Below are 16548 nucleotides of genomic sequence, written 5' to 3'. Positions count from 1 at the left end.
AGTAGCGTGTGTACGCTGAGATGTAAATGTGCTCGTCAGTAACCGAGCTGAATGATCGGAGGAATGCATGGGCTCGGAAAATATGATGCTGTGCATTTTGTGTTAGCGCTGGATGGAGGTGCATCAAATGGAAGGTATCGATCAGCGCGGAGAGAAACTGAAATGCCTGTGAGATTGACGTTCGGAAAACGTGGCCAGGTCAAGATCGTGAGAAACGCATTCTGGAGGCAGGCCTGACATCTGCCTGGGACTGAGCTCAGTGCGTAATACCTTGTTGCGCATAATGTATATTATGTTAAATTGTATCCATGTGTTTCCAGACGGCTCGATTGTCACCGGTACTCGTAAACCATAATTTGCAGGCATTGACCATAAACCCTGCAAATCAAGCAGTTGCCAAGCATATCTATCACCCTCTCTTAGGGTTGGCTTTCCTTCTGCCCGGATTCGAACGGCGTAAAAGCCATAATGTGGGGTTCAGTTTGAAAACATCCGCCTCGCAAACTCAAGCACCAGTCAGTGACTCCGATTGCATTTTACGCTTCTCCTGCACGTTCAGCTGACCACTCGACGACTGGCACCTCGCTAGGCTTTCCATTCGTTGACCTCGGTCGGCGCTATCGCTCTAGGCGTAAGGAACGCTATCACCCTCGACCTTCTATCATTGACCTACTGCCACGTATGTCAAGCTCTTCAAGGGCGGCTATGCTTGCATGTCGATCTAGCTGGCCGGCTGAAGGAGCTGAGCGTGACGCCGAACACATTCGTGCCTTACCCGTTATTTCCGCCTTACGATTTGTTGGGCGAACACCTAGGCTTGCTGCGGCCGGTCAACAGCGACGTGCGTAACCGGCTTGATTCCATTGACGCCGCCCTTGAGCCGCATTTGACCTGGCGTTTGGGAATCGATTTCCTAGCTCAGCAATGCCAAAGCGCGAAATTCACTGCGCGGCACTACAAAGTCTTATGCCCAGTGATCGAATCAATGATGCATTGGAGCTGGTCGATCAAACGCAAGCCGTTAACGGAGTGGCAGGATTCTGATGCTAGGGAGTTCATCCGCTTCATCATGCGTCCGCCAATGTCGTGGGTCTCAAGCGGTGGCTGGACACGCTATGTGATGAAAACAAAAACAGATTTCGCGATTAAACCTATTAATGACGAATGGCGGCCGATAGTTAGAAAGTACCTGTCTGAATCGTCTACCGACGCAGGCCTCAGCGCCACTCACCACCGTGACAGTCATCTCAGCCGCGGGAGGGAATTTTTTGCCTATATCATAGAGTCGAAAAGCGTGACGACACCGAATCCCTTTAACGAACTGAGGCGCAAAAATTTCGCGGTGCTGCGTCGGCAGATCAGAACGACCTTTACGCCGGCACAGCTTGAAGATGTGATGAGAACAGCTGTTTCACTGGCAGAGCGAGACGGCCAGTGGCAGCCTTTCCTATTCATGGCTGCCGTAGCGGTCTATTCCGACATCCCCCTGCGCGCATTGGGATCTACGCCTGTGTTGAAGCTTACCTTCTCTCACTTTAAAGCCACAGATGCATGCCCTGATTGGTTTGAAAGCCCCCATTACCCTGGGAAACGCTATCCGCTGAATCCCCAGTTCTGTGCCTATTTTCAGCGCTTCGCCCAGTTCCGCTACGAACGAGATCCGGAGCTGGGCCCTCATAGCTTCTTGCTGCCCCAGGCAGACGGCGCTGACGCGTATGGCGGCCATACGCTAATCGACCTTTTTGCTCGATTCGCAACCAACGTTTTAGCGCAGCTACAGCAAGGGGCTTTCGCATCGAGAAGCTACTGGAAAGGATCTGAGCAGATGCAAGCTGGCGCGGCGCTCACGTTTCTTGAACTAAGGAAGTCCGCCAAGGCTGCCGAATGGGCACCCGCTGCAATGACGTCCCTCGAGCCACTACAAGATGTAAACACATGGCCGAATATTGGGGTTAGAGACAAATTGCCAGCTTCACAATGGCTGCGCAAGCATGCAGGGACAACCTCCAACGGAGCAACACACGGTCAGTGTAACCGCACTTAAGTCGCCGCTTTTGGACGGATATTCAAGACTGCAGGCCCCTGCCCCAATCCTTGGGCTCATGAAGCTGGATCTCAGGACGGCATGATCACTCGGGATTGCAGCTGTTTAGCCTGTTCCTTGCGGCGAAGCCGTTCAACCGCCAGTTTTCTTGCCAGTCACTGGTTTCTCAAATCCTCAAAAAATGGTTGCCGGAATGGCACGCGCGCCAGCGCGCTGACTAACCCGCCTTTAGTGGGCTTCGCCGGTTCAACGAACCAGTAGCAGTGCCGCTTGGCGCGGGTGATAGCCACGTACGCCAGACGTAAAGTCTCTTGGCCCTGTGCTGTATCATAGGGTGTAGGGTCGCCGGGGTTACCTAGCTGTGCTTGCTCATATGCCATGTTCCGATGCGGCGAAGTAGTCATCTGAGCACAATCACCGACAAGGAATACTGCGTCCGCCTCCAGCCCTTTGGAGCCGTGGTAGGTCAGTAGTTTGATGCTGCTTGCTCGCTTAAGCTTTCGTGCCTTCGCCAAAATCGAGCTGAGCTTGATCCGTACTTCCTTCTTGGTGTCATTTTTGCGATACAAGACAAGGACTGTCTGTTCCTGCTCGAAATGCTTCTCCACGAGTTCAGCCAGTTGATTGTCATCGCGATCGAGTACCTTGACTGGAAAGGTAAGATCTTTGACCTTGGGATGTGCCGCGATACCGTGCTTGTCCTTATTGGTGGTGATCGTTTGCACCAGGCTTTCGGCAGCATCAATGACCATCTGTTGGGAGCGGTAATTTTCCTTCATGAGTACGTGAGTAGTACTTGGGGATGGGAAATAGGTTTCGAAATCTTCGAAGAATTTTGGAGAACTCCCCCTCCAGCCATAAATACTCTGCCAGTCATCACCCACCGCCATAAGCGATGCCGGGTAGACCGCGGTTTCTGTGGTAACGCTGAGCCCTCTATGCCGTGCCTCTCGGAAGACGGCTCGAAGCCATGAGATGGTATTGGCCCCACAGTCCTGAAACTCATCTACCAGCAGATGCAGCATAGGCATGAAGACATCATCCGGAAGCTGCTCCAGATTGGCCGCACCTCGCTCGCCGAACATTTCAAACATTTTGTTGAAGGTAAAAATGGGCGGGGATTGCCTAGCTAGGTAATCGTTGAAAGCCGGCCAGAAAATGGCGAGAGCGTGGAAGAAAATCGCATCGGTGCTTTTGGGTTGAAAGCTCATGTGTCGTACGGCATCCGTAACATCGAGCCCCAGATTTTCTAGAAATGAGGCTGCAGAATGGAACGCTTGCATTACGGGCGCCTCCCCCAGCTCCCCGTCGATCTGATAATCAAATTTTGGACACCTGCTTACATGCCCTCGTAGGACATCGAGCGTCGCGGCCGCTTCGGCGTAGTTGTCCAGAAACAAGATGCCCTTATCGCAGTAAACCTGGAAGAGCGTTTTCTTCATGGTGGTCGCGCCAGTCAGCCTCATAGATGGCATGGACTGTAGAGACAACTTTCGGTCGTTTCTACCCACGCCAAGGACGACGTAGGCGTTCAGCTCCTCACAGTAGCCATTAGCGAAAAACTCCAACCCCTTCAGCGTCAGCGGAAGCGGCCCAGGCTCGATTCCCTCTATAGGCCAGGCACCGGCAGCACGCCAGAGGCGCTCGACCGCTTCGGTCAACTCTTCATCTCGCTGGGAGCATTCGCGGATACGACCGATACGTTTCTTAGCTTCTGTCGAGTTAGCGCTTAATGAGGATGGTTCCGCCGAAGCACGTACCAGCTGGGCTATGAGTCCTTGGAAGGTTTGGTCAGTCTCATACACATGTTGGTAAGCTGCATTCATCAGGTCTAGCTGCTCGGACGAGAGGCGGATGTCGAGCGCATTCTCGACCTCGTCGCCCTCCTCCTCGCCGTCACTACTAAGCGAGAAAAACTCGAAAGCAGTCACTTTGGCGTGAGTCTGGCTCCACCGTATGAAGTCGAGAATCCTAGAGTGAAACGTCCTCACGATTTGCCCGGTAACCTCATCCGTGAGCGCTATATCCCACAGCGCAAAAACGTCGGCGAGCTTGCGCCTGAAGTCTTTGCGGGACTCACGGGTGAAGGTCACTACGGCAATTCTTTCTTTGGGTATTTCAAGATACTTATGCAACACCAGGAGGCGGAGCACCATTGTGGTGGACTTCCCGCTGCCGGCACCGGCGACGATACAGGTCGATGGATCCCTTGAAAAAATCATCTCCCATTGATCGGCGGTAGGCTCCTGCCCACTTAGGTATCGGGAAACTTTTTCCCTAACCTCCCGCTCAACCTCGGCAGTTATACGGAAGCGCCAGTTCCCGAACAGGTTCTGGTCGACCATGGGGCCTTGGGCTTTGACGGCACGCCCGGGGCGCAACTCAATGATTCGCTTTCCAGCTTCGATGCCTTCGTTCAGTCCTCGCTGATGACCTTCATGTGCCCCCGCTGCATGCCCTTTTTCAAGACCCTTTTCCAAGCCTTCCTTGTAACCGGCTTGGCTGCCGTCATTTAAGCCATTTACGTAACCGTGCCGAGATCCATGCTCCCACGATGTCTTGTCATGAGTACGCTGAGAGCGCAGGACAGCCGATGCAAGGGCCGACAGAATGCGGGCCCCAATTCCCCGCGCTGACAGGATCCCATCCGCCCCTTCTTGTGGCCTTCCTTGTTCTGCTGATCCCACGCCGTAACCCTATTAAGTGCAATTTTCTATTATACGGAGCCAAGCCATCACCTACCGGAGGCTCTAGCTCGGCGTTCGATGATGATGGTAATGGTAGAGGAAGAAATATACGACCCTAACAGCCTTTGGTGCAGCTGCCGTCATGGTGAGTACAGCAAGGCTCGTTCTCTCTTCATGACGGGCAGAACCTGAGCCACGGGAACACGCTCAGCTAGCGAGTAGATTTAAGCGCCTGTAGCCTGCCGCTGTATCAAGGCACCAATATCGCTGTAAACCAGCTCAACAACCAATTTTTGCGCCATGCATAACGTCGGGTGGACGTGTGTCCCGCTTAGAGTGGGTAATGGTGCGGGTGCGGGTGCGGGTGCAGGTGCCGAATGCGGGGCTGCTCGATCCATGGAGCAGTCATGTATCTGGCTATATCACTGGCGAAAGGCCTGGTTAACCGGAGTAGCTTGAGAAGTTTTCCAAAAGGTGGCATTTTGCCGTAATTGCTAGGGAAGCTCTCATGCCGATTCGTCAGTCCGATCTGTATACCGCCGGCTACAGCCGCTACCTCCAAGGCCAATTTTCTAAACGCAGCGGTCAGCCCACAGCTTTCCTCAGCCACAGCCATACAGACGCCGTACTTGCCTTGGGCCTCCAGGAGCTTTTGAAGAAAGCGGGCTGGGATGTCTACATTGACTGGCAAGACCGTACGATGCCAGAAACTCCCGATGCCGAAACCGCATTCAACATCAAAGTGGCCATCGTTCAAGCTGACTGGTTTCTCTTACTCGCTACTCAACACTCTACCGCCTCACGCTGGTGCCCATGGGAAATCGGTTTTGCGGACGGCAGGAAAGCTCATGACCGCATTGCGATTGTTCCTACTCAAGACAACCAGGGCAATTTCTACGGCAACGAATACCTAAACCTTTACAACAAAATTGACGTGCCTCGGATTACTGGTACCCCCGGCCTCGCGCTTTTTGATACGCGTGGCAACGGCACTTGGGTACGCGGCCTCTAACTCCACTTCTATGGTACTGCAGGAATGAAAAAGGAACATTTACGCCTCATAGACACCCTGTCTACGGAGCTGGAGGAAGGAAACCTCGCGATCTTTGCAGGCGCAGGCTTCTCCCAGGGTGCCGGCTTCGTGAACTGGAAAACGCTACTGCGGCCAGTCGCGGAAGAGCTTGACCTTGATATCGACAAGGAAACGGATTTAGTGGCGTTGGCGCAATATCACGCTAATTCCAACGCTACCAACCGATCTAAGCTAGACCAAATGCTAGTGACTGAATTCTCGGCCAAGGTTAAGCCTACCGACAATCATAAAATCCTTGCGAGGTTGCCGATCCAGACGTACTGGACGACGAACTACGACAAGCTCATCGAAACCGCGCTGGAAGACAACGAGAAGGTTCCTGACGTCAAGTACACCGTTAAGCAGCTAGCCACAACGAAGCGAAAGCGTGACGCTGTGGTTTACAAGATGCACGGAGACGTCGAGCATGCATCAGAAGCGATTTTGATTCGGGATGACTACGAACACTACCACGTCAAAATGCAGCCATTCATAACTGCGCTCAGTGGTGACTTGATCGCCAAGACATTCTTGTTCCTAGGATTTAGCTTCACCGATCCCAATCTTGACTACATCTTGAGCAGAGTACGTATCCAGTACGCGAAACATCAGCGTCAGCACTATTGCATTCTTCGTAAGGTCAGCCAGGAAGAGAATGAGGATCAGGCTGACTTTGAGTATCGCGAGAGAAAGGAGCAACTATTCAAGCAGGAATTGCTTCGCTTCGGAATAAAAGCAATCTATGTAGACGATTTTTCGCAGATCACCGTAATCCTGCACGAGATTGAGCGCCGGCATAAGCGCAAGACCATCTTCATCTCTGGAGCTGCCCATGACTACAGCCCGTGGACACAGGTGGAGTCTGAGCAGTTCGTCTACAAACTCAGCAAAGCGATCAGCGAGCTACAATACCGCGTGATCTCTGGGTTCGGCCTAGGCATCGGCAGCGCTGTGATTACAGGCGTATTAGAACAGACGATTATGAACGGGCATCGTCTGGACAGTGACCAACTGATCCTGAGACCGTTTCCGCAGAGTCAATCCGGTGAGCGCCAGCTACCTGAACTCTGGACTGAATACCGCCAGAACATGTTGGCCCATGCGGGCATTGCACTCTTCTTGTTTGGCAATAAGCTTGACAAAGAGGGCCAACTGGTTCTGTCAAACGGTATGCGCGAAGAGTTCGAGATCGCTGTAGCCAAAGGCATTTTTGTGATCCCGGTCGGCGTTACCGGCTCCATCTCCGCTGAGCTTTGGAACGAGGTCATCCAGACATTTGATGAATCGAAGTACGAGCATGGCAAAAATGTTACCCCCCTGCTACACGAACTGGGCGCTTCAAGCACCACTTTAGGACGCGCTCACGAAATTATCCTATCCCTGCTACCACTCATTTAAGGACGATAAAAATGGCAAGAAAGGTTTTCTTCAGCTTTCAGTACGAGGACGTTCAGCGTGCAATGAACGTGCGTAATAGCAATGTAATCGCATCCGACGACAAGGTAGGCTTCATCGACAAAGCTGACTTTGAAGAAGTGGAGCGTCAAGGTGATGCAGCTATCAAGAAATGGATCAACGATCAGCTTTATGGCACAAGCGTGACGGTGGTGCTTATCGGTGCAACTACTGACAAGAGCAAGTGGGTGAAATACGAGATTGAGCAGAGCGTCGCCCGTGGAAATGGAATATTCACAGTCGATGTCAGCCAGATTGCAGATCTCAAAGGCCAGACGACTACCTGTTGCTCATTACGCGTGCCTGGAGCCCCGCATTACCAGTGGAATAATGGCAAAGGTCGTGAAAACCTCGGTGCATGGATTGAGACCGCAGCCAAGGCGGCCGGAAAACCATAGCCAGTTTTCATGTGGCGCTCCGGCGCCACACTCCTAAGAAAAAGGACTCACGGATGTATTTAGGTTTTGAAATCCAGCAATTTGAATCGCTTAACGGCTACGTTGGTAATCGTATAGACCTGTACGAAGCACAGGCCAAAGGCCGGGTGGGTAATTTAGCGCAGTACATCATCGGCACTTACGCGGGTCGCCAGATACTAGATGCCGAGGCATTGTCCAACCAGATCTTTCCTGAAGCTAAATATGACGTCTTCGTGTCCCATTCCCATGCAGACCAGCGCAAAGCTATTGATCTAGCGATTGCACTAGAGAGTCGCGGCCTGAAGGTTTTCGTTGACTCAACGGTATGGGGCTTTTACCCCGAGTTGGTAAACACGATTGCTTCGGCCGTGCATCCATCTACAGGTGAGACGGCGGATCGACTTAAACTTCGCATTAGCGCGGACGTCCACATGATGTTGACCAGTGCTCTGCACCGTACGATAGCGAAGGCCGAAACTTTCATCTTTGTTCGCACTGAGAAGTCTGTACCTTTAACCTATAGCGCAACTGAAAGAACTCTGTCGCCGTGGCTGTTCTCTGAGCTCCAGTTTAGCTTCCAGGTAAGGCATGCTGCGCCGCAGAGGATTCTGAAGCGTTTGCAAGGCACCCTCCTCGACAGCGTCAAGGGGTTTAACACCATGAGCTTGGAGAGCATGCAATACCTGATGGCTTTCGAGGCCTTCAATGATCATCTGCCCACTGTTTACGGTCATGGGTTACGTGAATGGTTTGCCCAATTGCCGAGCAATGCGCGTGGCGCAGAAGTTCTGGATTCGTTGTACACCCAGTTCAGCTTAGAGAGTGACTACTATCGACGCCGTAGAGAGCTGCACGCTCTATAATTGACTGGTGGAACGAGGAGTTAGCATTAAGGTTGCGCGCATTACTATGATCCGCAGTGCGCCCTGTATGCGCCGAGCATGCTGCAGGGCCCGGGTTACATTGCGCTCATTAGCTGCCTGAAAATCTTCCTCGCAGGCGTGCTGCAAACCCGAAATGATGGAGTTACTTGAGATGTCATCATGCCTGGCCCTCCGGCGAGAATGGAACAGTGGTGCCTAACCTTAGGCTTCGCGATCTTAACGATACACTGGTGTCGGGACTCAATGATTAACTGACCAAATTGAACCAGGTCTCGCACGGCTCCTCTGCCCGCCGATCTAGGTCAAATCCGAGCATTCCTATCGCCCGGCCCGCCCCTGTAGCACTTCAACGATTCGCCCACCGTTGTGATCTGATCACCGAACAGATTCCCTTGGCGATACCTGCAGCGCGGTGCAGATGGACTTATAGATCAAGGGGGCTGACCTTCATTGCATTGATCTGGTATGTGGAAGCGTACCCGTCAATATCCGGAGACGCCTTAAACACCGCAGGCCCTAAGGCTCGCAGAGGTTCGAGCATATGTACTCGGACGCCTCCTGTGTGCAGAAACCTCACGGTTCCAATGCCATCGTGGAACGGTGTGATGCACGCGACTTCACGCCTAGGGCGTCTGCAACGCCCTCAGGCGACCTTAAGCTTCTCTTTGCACGGGAGCTGTGAGCCTTAGGTCTCACCAGACGCCGACGTCTTCTGGCTGGATGCCCAATCGAGTGGCTCACGGCTCACCACGGGACATCCTGCTTCTCTGTGTGTGGTGAGCACGGTTACGCGACCGATTTCGACACTCGCTCATCCCAAGTCTCAAGGACAAACGCCGCGATAGTGTGCGCTGCATGGACGGCAAGCCTTGCATGCCTAGGTTTGAGCTTGTAGGGGCGCTTCACCGATCCGTGTGCTGTGCTGCCGTGAGTACGTAACGCGCCTATCCCATTAACAGTGGCCATGATCCCACTGATGATCTCCTGCAGATCTCGCTCTTCGACGATAGACGCATCCAAGCCGAGGTCGATTTTAACAACCTTCCACACCGCCTGAAGATCCTGCTTGGCAGGCATACTCAGGTGGGTATGTTCCTCGATGTAGATCTTGAATACGGTTTCGAGAATGTTGCATGCAGCGGATACAGCTTCACGGGGACTCGCCGTCACATTTTTCAGTGCTCGGTCGAATTCAAAATCTATAACCTCAATGTTCCGCGCCTTGACCAGCTCTGCCAGAGATTTGGTGGCTATTCCTTGGCCCCGGTTCAATATCCCTCCTGAGCTGTAGGTGAATCCGGCCCTGGCCAAGCTGTCCCGTACCCTCTTCACCCTAGTTTTTTGAGCCTCAATGGCTTCTTCTGTCTGCCAAAAACTGGGACTCGGGTCAGCCGGTTCCATGTATTTTTCGATGATGCGTCCAATGACGGAGAGCGAACGGTCGCCGCACTCTTTATTGATGCGGCGAAGCCATTCAAGTGCCTTCACAGCCTTGCTTCCGTCAGGCGGATCACCGGGTGCCTCGGCATACATGAATAGGCTATCCAAGCTCGCATGCGTCTCTGTCTCGGACACAGCGTCAGCGACAGCAGCCAAAACGTACGCAGGTATCGGGAGCTTATCCATTAGCCAGTTATCTCGTAGGGCGTGCGTTCGATTCTACCTGAGCCGGTGAGGTCACTACCATCGGTGATCGACTGAACAGCCGCGTAGGCCCTGCAGATTGACTTACTGCGCCGTGCGCTGAGGATTCATACATTGAGAGTTGCGCTGACTTTTGCTCCATAGGCACCATGGCAAGAACAAGAATAATAAGGAGCGCATTTCATGTCACAAGCCATATTTACCTTTCGCACAATCACATCACGAAAAGGCGATCATGAAATTGCCGATTACACCCTCGAAAAAAATGAGAGCCGTCACCTCAGCAAATTCCAAGCGCTTGGCTATCTATTGTGCTGGGTCGATGCGCTCACTGAGGATGGATCGGATGCCAGTCGCTCAGTCGGCTCCATGTTTGGTTTTGATGCTGAAGTGGCGGCCTTGGGGTTCGAACCCTATGACCCCGTACACATACTCACCGCGCCCAATTGGAAAACCCGCATGCTTGCCGCCTGGACTATCATCGGCGGCGCCGAGCGAGCCATTGCCGCGCAGCTTGATTACAGCGATGTGCATAACTACTGGCCTAACGCCGACTTTTGCAAACCGGACTGGAATGAAGAGGTCAAGCATTGGGCTTCCTGCTTGAATTCTTACAACGATCCTTCTGAGTTCCTTATCTGTTCTTTGGTAGGACGCCCTCCCCGGCCCGAGTTGGTTTTCAAGCTTTAAAAGCGAACGAGGAGTAGACATCCGGTAGTAGGCGTTTAGCGCTACCGCCAGATGGAACATAGGGGCTTCATAGGGGCGACCATGTAAGCCTAGCGCTTTGATGAGCGTAGCGTGACAGCGCCAAGGTGACGTTGCGCCAGGTTCAAGCCCGAATTCGATGCGATGAGTCTTCAGCGCAACCCAAATCCCATCCGCTTCAGCTCTTCCACAAGCTCTTCCCGTCCATGCAGGCTCGAAACACTGCGAAGCCTATTGATCACCTGCTCTGACCACCCGGAAGCTTTCATCCCCTCGCGCTGATAGAACGTCCCCAAGCGCTCGTCGTATGCAGCCACCGCTTCCACATCTGCGGTCGCCGAATAGGTCTCGTGGTGAAGCACCGCACCTTGCGGCAATCTTGGCTTCACCGGTGCTGGCCGCTCTGCAGAGGGATAGCCGACGCAGAGACCGAAAACCGGATAGACCTGTGGAGGTAACCCAAGCTCCTTGGCCACGCCTTCAATATCGTTTCGGATGGCACCGATGTACACGCTACCTAACCCCAATGATTCCAGAGCCACCACGGCATTCTGGGCGGCCAAGGCAGCGTCGATCGTGCCGAGCAACAGGCTCTCAAGGTAAGGCACTGCTTCCAGTTGTATCTCTTGCTGCTCAGCCACCCGAGCAACCCGGGAGAGGTCGGCAAGCCAAACGAAAAACAGAGGCGCCTGGCGGATGTATGCCTGGTTTCCTGCCAATGCTGAGAGCCGCGACTTCCGATCACTGTCCTGAACAGCGACAACGCTCCATACCTGCAGGTTTGACGAGGTCGACGCTGATTGCGCCGCGGCGACCAAAGTCTCGATGGTGCCGTCGGGCAGTGGCTGATCAGTGAACGCGCGAACACTGCGATGATCGAGCAGTTGGCCGATCGTGTCGTTCCAAGGATTGAAGGGCGATATGTCCGCCGCGCCATAACGGGCAGCCAGTTTCGATTGGGCGTTGTCTGTCATTCGAGATCTCCAGATAGAGACCGAGGCTATCAAATCCCCAGCACCGCGGCACTCGTCCTATTGAAACTTTCATATACCATACACCCCAAGCAGATCCACACAGGGCGTTTAGTTTGTCAGCAAAACCGCTTACCGCCCGCGAGGCCTATCAAGTGCTCCGCGACATTGCCTTAGGCGTTCGCACCATGCGCCGCTTGGGTGAGAAGTCATGGACTGAGATGTACTGCGGCATGATGACTGTTGAAACCGATGGATGGGTCATCACGTTCTACAACGATTGCGAGACGCTGGATTACTGCGATAGCTGCTATTGCCCAGCCGGCCGTGCTTACACCTTTGACTCATCGCAGCAATTTGGTACTGACCCTTTAGAGCTTCTAAGCACCTGGGAGCATGCTCAGCTTGAACAATTGGTCAGCAAACTGTAATCGCCCGCCAGAGGACAACGGGGAGCGTCATCAAAAGTACCGGTGCACGTACTATCAGAAAAACACGTCGCCAATTTCGACCTAGAGACTACGTCCCTGGCTAGTTAACCTGAGTGCACCACCCACAGAGCGCATGCAGCTAGCCTGTAGCGCTCCTCTCAGGAGCTTCACCATGACTAAGAAAACCTCCGGCTCGCAGCAGTCTTCGACCCAACGTACCCAGGCGAACCATCGCTCGGATACCCTGAACGTCAACAGAGGAACGAGCGGGTCAAACATCACCAACTCTCGAGTGCATGGCAATCGGGGCAAGCAACTCAACCCTAACCAGCAATAAGCAATAGCGGCTTTCGGGGCATTATCGATGGAACGACAGTACACCTCCCCTACCCTTGGCGATGTTGCTCAATACGCCGTGGCGGCTTGCGGCGTAATGCCCCGTAAAGCCCGTAACCGAGATGACGAAACAGAGTTTGATGAAAGCACGGCAAAAACATACCAGAAGCGTATGCAGCGGCTGGCGAAGGAGGACTGCAACCTACAAGAAGCCTTTGAAGACATTGCTCAGCTGCTGACCCATTCGTTGGGGCGCTATATTCGTTGCCCCTTCTGGGCCGAGCAGATTCGAGACCTGCTCAATGAGCTGAATTGGTCATACTCGTCCATGGTCAAAAGCATGGGCACCATGATGACTAAACGGGACACCACGCGCTTCTTCCTGACTAGCTATGCCGTTGACGTTGCGGTGAGGTCGCTGGCGCGCAACTGGGTGGTATTCCAAGGCTATATCTATGCAGCTTCCCAGCCTATGGAGCCTTGCTGGTACCTTCCTTCCAACGTCGAGGGCAAGCTTTCAACTTCGTTGGATAAGGTGCTCGGCTGGGCTTACGCTTCTTGTGGTCTCGCGCTAGCCACTTTCCATGATCCAATCGGTGTGGCCGGTGATACGACGAAGCTTAAGCAGAATGAGCGGGCGGTGAGGAGTTGGAAAAACGGACAGCACCTGCCATCTGTGCCGACGCTTGTGAGCATCCTGGGGGATTCGTTCCAGGCCTTGTCGTCGATCGGGAGACCCGTCGAGCGAAGACTTCAAGACGGTATTGTGACCTGCGCCGTTATCGCAAGGATCACCACATGCGTCTCGAAAGATATCAAGGAGCAGCTGGGCACCGAATACCTCACCGATATCCTGAGCCAAACCCGACTCTATTACGGCTGGATAAGGACTGAAATCAATGAGTACATGAGCCAGCTCAACGATGAGGTCGCGTCGAGACTGGCCCATCATCTTGTGGAAGTGGGAACAGATAAAAGAGGTCAGGCCGAAGCATTTGAACGGGTAGAGCTTGGGATAAAGATGGCCCCAGATTTCTGGGCCTTTTTTGAGAGCAAACGCCACAATGCGAGCGAGCTCTTGCTGAGCCATAGAGATGACGACGGCCACCTCCCCAACGACGTCGTTCAATGGATTGAGAGTCACTACGGTGCCTACGCAGCCAGGGTTCGGTCGGATGGCATCTCTCGTTGGAGAATTGATAAGCCTGAACTGTTTGATCACTACCTGCAGCGAGCCCTGGCCATGAGAAATGGCTCAGGCGTGACCCTGTCAGCAGTAGAAACGCTACATGCAGAGATGAAGTCGGCAGGTGTCGCTGAACGTCTCCCTTGGCTAGTGCATTGGCTGAAAGGCATCGTGAGCTATCGAAAAGAGGATTATGACTCTGCATCCAGCCACTACGCTACAGCCTTCCAGCTCGCTAAGTACTCCGCCGGAGACCTGCAGTATTCGCTGGTTAACCAGTACCTGGAGGTAATCGCGAAGACCAAGCAATGGAGACGGTTCAAGCAAGGCGTGCGTTGGGCGAATTATTTAGACATTCCTGTTCGTTGGCTGCGAGATAAGGAACCAACCGAAGAGAACATCCGAAATTCCTACGGCATCCTAGGACTTGAGAAGATTCACTATTTTCTGATGTGATCGAATACACCACGACGTCGGTCGTGAATCAGGCAACCGACTTCGTCGATGTATTGGCCCTTCGGGCCCATGAGCGTGTCTGCGCGCTCCGCTTGCTTCGTTATTTCAGGTCAGGATTGCCCGGGCAGACATCATTTCATGTGTTGCGCCAACGCTCGCTCCACAAGCATCATGAAATAAAACAACAATAATAATAAAGGCAGCGCCCGTGACTTCTTCGACCATTACAATCTTTGCCATCATCCCACAGCTGAACGGAAACCCGAATATTCCGCAGTCCTGTGACAAGCAGGACAGCCAAGGGGTATCCATCTTCCAGGCGATGGGTATCTCTTATTCGATCCTAGACAGGATGATTGCACTCGACGCTGGCTGTGCAAATGCCGCGGCAGAATACTTCGTGACTACCCTCATGAAAGACGGTTGGTCATGGGACACCGCGTTTCTGTTGGTGAATGAAGCTGACTGGAAGAGCAGGATGTATCGCGCATGGCACGTTATAAATGCTCAGAACCGCGCAGACGCCGTCGGACTCGACTATGAGGTGTACCAGAACTATTGGCCTAACCTAGACTTCTGCGCGCATGGATTTGAAGCTGATACGGCATGCTGAATCGCTGATCCTCTGAATGCTCAGAGCGGTAGACAACTTACTTGGGTAGTTACTTTTGCCTCCAGCACCTATGGATGAGTTCGGGCGCCCTACTCTCCTAAGTTTTACGCTCAGGTCGACCGAGATCACTGTGTGGGATACGACCGCGTCGATCGGCCGTAAATACAGGCCCATGAGGCCTTTCAGAACGCAGCAGGGGTGTCGGCCGGATCCACCGATGCCAAGTGCTGAGTCAGCATACGAAAAACTAGCCTATCAACTTGTCTAACGTGACGACTTCGATGTCCTCGAAGGCGTTGCGAAATATCTCGAAGCAGCGCCTCTGGCATTCTCCAACTGGTTTGGTATCACCCCTTTCATTGCGCCGTTTGTTGAGTCCCTCAGTCCCCAAACCCGCCCTTAAGGTGACCGCGTCTTGACTCAATGACCAGCTGCGCGAATTGAACCAAATCCCGCACTCCCCCCCTGCCCGACCTATCCAGATGAAATCCCAACATCCCCACTGCCCTGGGCCCATCTTGATCGCACTTCAGCGAATCGCCCACCATCGCGATTTGGTCATGCTGATCGCCGAACAGGTGCCCAGGCTTCACCTGCAATGCGTTGCAGATGGACTGGTAGATCACGGCGTCCGGTTTCATCGCACCGACTTGATAGCTAAAGGCGTAACCATCGAGATCAGGAAACGCCTGAAGGACAGCTGCCCCATAAGGCTCGCAAAGGTTGGAGCATATGCCCACTCGCACGCCCTCTGCGCGCAACAAAGCAACCGCCTCGACGCCATCCTCGAACGCAGTGATCGATGCGACTTCGCGATCCAGGTCGTCCTGTAAAGCCTTCAATCGAGTTGGCGAGACAATGATTCCCAAATGATCCGCAGCATCTTGCAGCGACCATGGGTTGCTCATCAGTACCCGCACATCATCCGGGCTGGCCCTACGACCGGAAGCGATCCCCTCCTTGAGCAACTGCCGGAAGGGATGCCGTTTGCTTTGGAGGTTGAGCAGGGTGCCGAAGGCATCGAAAACAACGGCTGAGATCATGAATTCACCTGTTCGAATCGTAGAACTGAACTGCTGGAGAGCTAATTCATGGCGAGCAAATGACCGTACCATCGTAGCCAGATTTGTCCAGCGCGAATGTCCGGCAGGAGTACCCTTAGGCAACGTGAGCTTTCGTCCCTAATCCAAGCTTATGCATTCCTTCAATGCATTGATCTTGATCTAAATAGTCACCAGCCATCCGTGAATGTCAGGCCGCGGAAGACCAGCTCTTGTAGTCAACACGCCCTTCCGATAGGCGGTGTGCAGCGGTACTGACATCAGACGATAGCCTGCCAATGAAGAATCCCTACCCCGAAGCGGGAAGAGACGGCCATTCGCTTCTGCGTCATGCGGATGAGGCGCTCTATCGGGCGAAGCGTGCCGGCGGATCGCACATCAAAATCTACGAACCGGACGCCGGTGCCCATTATGCGTGAAGGGAAACACGCGGACTCGCCCCTGTAGTATGGCGAGATGGAGTGCTGGGGGTAGTAGACTTGACTAGTGGAAATGAGGCCCGCAGAAACGTTGAATGCATCAGGGCTTTCCCGCTATTGTGACATCAGAAGACGGATCGGTACTGGAGGTAGTCTGAACAC

Annotated in this window: 15 protein-coding genes; 11 read left to right on the top strand and 4 right to left on the bottom strand. The window is 53.5% G+C overall.

The window, feature by feature from the left end; translation table 11 throughout:
• The first annotated feature begins 748 nt into the window (after positions 1–748).
• A complete protein-coding gene (locus MME58_RS13940; protein WP_055005059.1) occupies positions 749–2044 on the top strand; it encodes a hypothetical protein in 1296 nt (431 codons plus the stop codon).
• 155 nt (positions 2045–2199) lie between these two features.
• Here the strand turns inward: MME58_RS13940 and MME58_RS13935 are convergent, their stop codons facing one another.
• Positions 2200–4524: a UvrD-helicase domain-containing protein gene (locus tag MME58_RS13935; protein WP_055005060.1), complete on the bottom strand. Its 2325-nt coding sequence runs from the start codon at positions 4522–4524 to the stop codon at positions 2200–2202.
• 715 nt (positions 4525–5239) lie between these two features.
• Between MME58_RS13935 and MME58_RS13930 the strand changes: the two genes are divergently transcribed.
• The 4 genes from MME58_RS13930 to MME58_RS13915 are packed head-to-tail and all read left to right on the top strand — an operon-like array spanning position 5240 to position 8540.
• Positions 5240–5743 (top strand): toll/interleukin-1 receptor domain-containing protein, encoded by a 504-nt coding sequence (locus MME58_RS13930; RefSeq protein ID WP_055005061.1) that lies wholly within the window; start codon positions 5240–5242, stop codon positions 5741–5743.
• A gap of 24 nt (positions 5744–5767) precedes the next feature.
• Positions 5768–7201 carry an SIR2 family protein gene (locus MME58_RS13925; protein WP_055005062.1) on the top strand — a complete coding sequence of 478 codons (1434 nt, stop codon included), beginning with the start codon at positions 5768–5770 and terminating at the stop codon, positions 7199–7201.
• An 11-nt stretch (positions 7202–7212) separates the two neighbouring features.
• Positions 7213–7656, top strand: a complete 444-nt coding sequence (locus MME58_RS13920) for a TIR domain-containing protein (RefSeq protein ID WP_055005063.1) — start codon at positions 7213–7215, stop codon at positions 7654–7656.
• A 53-nt stretch (positions 7657–7709) separates the two neighbouring features.
• A complete protein-coding gene (locus tag MME58_RS13915; RefSeq protein WP_055005064.1) occupies positions 7710–8540 on the top strand; it encodes a toll/interleukin-1 receptor domain-containing protein in 831 nt (276 codons plus the stop codon).
• Positions 8541–9347: 807 nt separating this feature from the next.
• Here MME58_RS13915 and MME58_RS13910 read toward each other — a convergent pair.
• Positions 9348–10049, bottom strand: a complete 702-nt coding sequence (locus MME58_RS13910) for an abortive infection family protein (protein WP_233591034.1) — start codon at positions 10047–10049, stop codon at positions 9348–9350.
• 339 nt (positions 10050–10388) lie between these two features.
• On the opposite strand from MME58_RS13910, the gene MME58_RS13905 reads away from it, so the two are divergent.
• Entirely contained in the window at positions 10389–10895 is a 507-nt protein-coding gene (locus MME58_RS13905; protein WP_055005066.1) for a hypothetical protein, read from the top strand.
• A gap of 170 nt (positions 10896–11065) precedes the next feature.
• Here MME58_RS13905 and MME58_RS13900 read toward each other — a convergent pair whose 3' ends face one another.
• Positions 11066–11887, bottom strand: coding sequence for an NADPH-dependent oxidoreductase (locus tag MME58_RS13900; protein WP_055005067.1), 822 nt, complete (start codon positions 11885–11887; stop codon positions 11066–11068).
• 113 nt (positions 11888–12000) lie between these two features.
• Here MME58_RS13900 and MME58_RS13895 point away from each other — a divergent pair, with 113 nt between their 5' ends.
• From MME58_RS13895 to MME58_RS13880, 4 genes are all read left to right on the top strand, one after another.
• Positions 12001–12315: a DUF7693 family protein gene (locus MME58_RS13895; protein ID WP_055005068.1), complete on the top strand. Its 315-nt coding sequence runs from the start codon at positions 12001–12003 to the stop codon at positions 12313–12315.
• Positions 12316–12487: 172 nt separating this feature from the next.
• A complete protein-coding gene (locus MME58_RS13890; RefSeq protein WP_082427110.1) occupies positions 12488–12652 on the top strand; it encodes a hypothetical protein in 165 nt (54 codons plus the stop codon).
• A gap of 27 nt (positions 12653–12679) precedes the next feature.
• Positions 12680–14293, top strand: coding sequence for a hypothetical protein (locus tag MME58_RS13885; RefSeq protein WP_055005069.1), 1614 nt, complete (start codon positions 12680–12682; stop codon positions 14291–14293).
• A 208-nt stretch (positions 14294–14501) separates the two neighbouring features.
• Positions 14502–14906, top strand: coding sequence for a hypothetical protein (locus MME58_RS13880; RefSeq protein WP_055005070.1), 405 nt, complete (start codon positions 14502–14504; stop codon positions 14904–14906).
• 380 nt (positions 14907–15286) lie between these two features.
• Here the strand turns inward: MME58_RS13880 and MME58_RS13875 are convergent, their stop codons facing one another.
• Positions 15287–15949 (bottom strand): HAD family hydrolase, encoded by a 663-nt coding sequence (locus MME58_RS13875; RefSeq protein ID WP_055005071.1) that lies wholly within the window; start codon positions 15947–15949, stop codon positions 15287–15289.
• A gap of 296 nt (positions 15950–16245) precedes the next feature.
• On the opposite strand from MME58_RS13875, the gene MME58_RS13870 reads away from it, so the two are divergent.
• A complete protein-coding gene (locus MME58_RS13870; RefSeq protein WP_158506042.1) occupies positions 16246–16386 on the top strand; it encodes a hypothetical protein in 141 nt (46 codons plus the stop codon).
• Positions 16387–16548: the final 162 nt, after the last annotated feature.

It is taken from the genome of Pseudomonas syringae pv. tagetis, assembly GCF_022557255.1.
Lineage (GTDB): Bacteria > Pseudomonadota > Gammaproteobacteria > Pseudomonadales > Pseudomonadaceae > Aquipseudomonas > Aquipseudomonas caricapapayae.
The sequence above is the reverse complement of the archived record's forward strand: the minus strand, read 5'-3'. Positions and strand labels throughout refer to the sequence as shown.

Bases quoted from the DNA above. Each gene is read 5' to 3' on its own strand.
- MME58_RS13930 (WP_055005061.1), top strand. From the start codon at position 5,240: ATGCCGATTCGTCAGTCCGATCTGTATACCGCCGGCTACAGCCGCTAC.
- MME58_RS13925 (WP_055005062.1), top strand. From the start codon at position 5,768: ATGAAAAAGGAACATTTACGCCTCATAGACACCCTGTCTACGGAGCTG.
- MME58_RS13920 (WP_055005063.1), top strand. From the start codon at position 7,213: ATGGCAAGAAAGGTTTTCTTCAGCTTTCAGTACGAGGACGTTCAGCGT.
- MME58_RS13915 (WP_055005064.1), top strand. From the start codon at position 7,710: ATGTATTTAGGTTTTGAAATCCAGCAATTTGAATCGCTTAACGGCTAC.
- MME58_RS13905 (WP_055005066.1), top strand. From the start codon at position 10,389: ATGTCACAAGCCATATTTACCTTTCGCACAATCACATCACGAAAAGGC.
- MME58_RS13900 (WP_055005067.1), bottom strand. From the start codon at position 11,887: ATGACAGACAACGCCCAATCGAAACTGGCTGCCCGTTATGGCGCGGCG.
- MME58_RS13890 (WP_082427110.1), top strand. From the start codon at position 12,488: ATGACTAAGAAAACCTCCGGCTCGCAGCAGTCTTCGACCCAACGTACC.
- MME58_RS13885 (WP_055005069.1), top strand. From the start codon at position 12,680: ATGGAACGACAGTACACCTCCCCTACCCTTGGCGATGTTGCTCAATAC.
- MME58_RS13875 (WP_055005071.1), bottom strand. From the start codon at position 15,949: ATGATCTCAGCCGTTGTTTTCGATGCCTTCGGCACCCTGCTCAACCTC.
- MME58_RS13870 (WP_158506042.1), top strand. From the start codon at position 16,246: ATGAAGAATCCCTACCCCGAAGCGGGAAGAGACGGCCATTCGCTTCTG.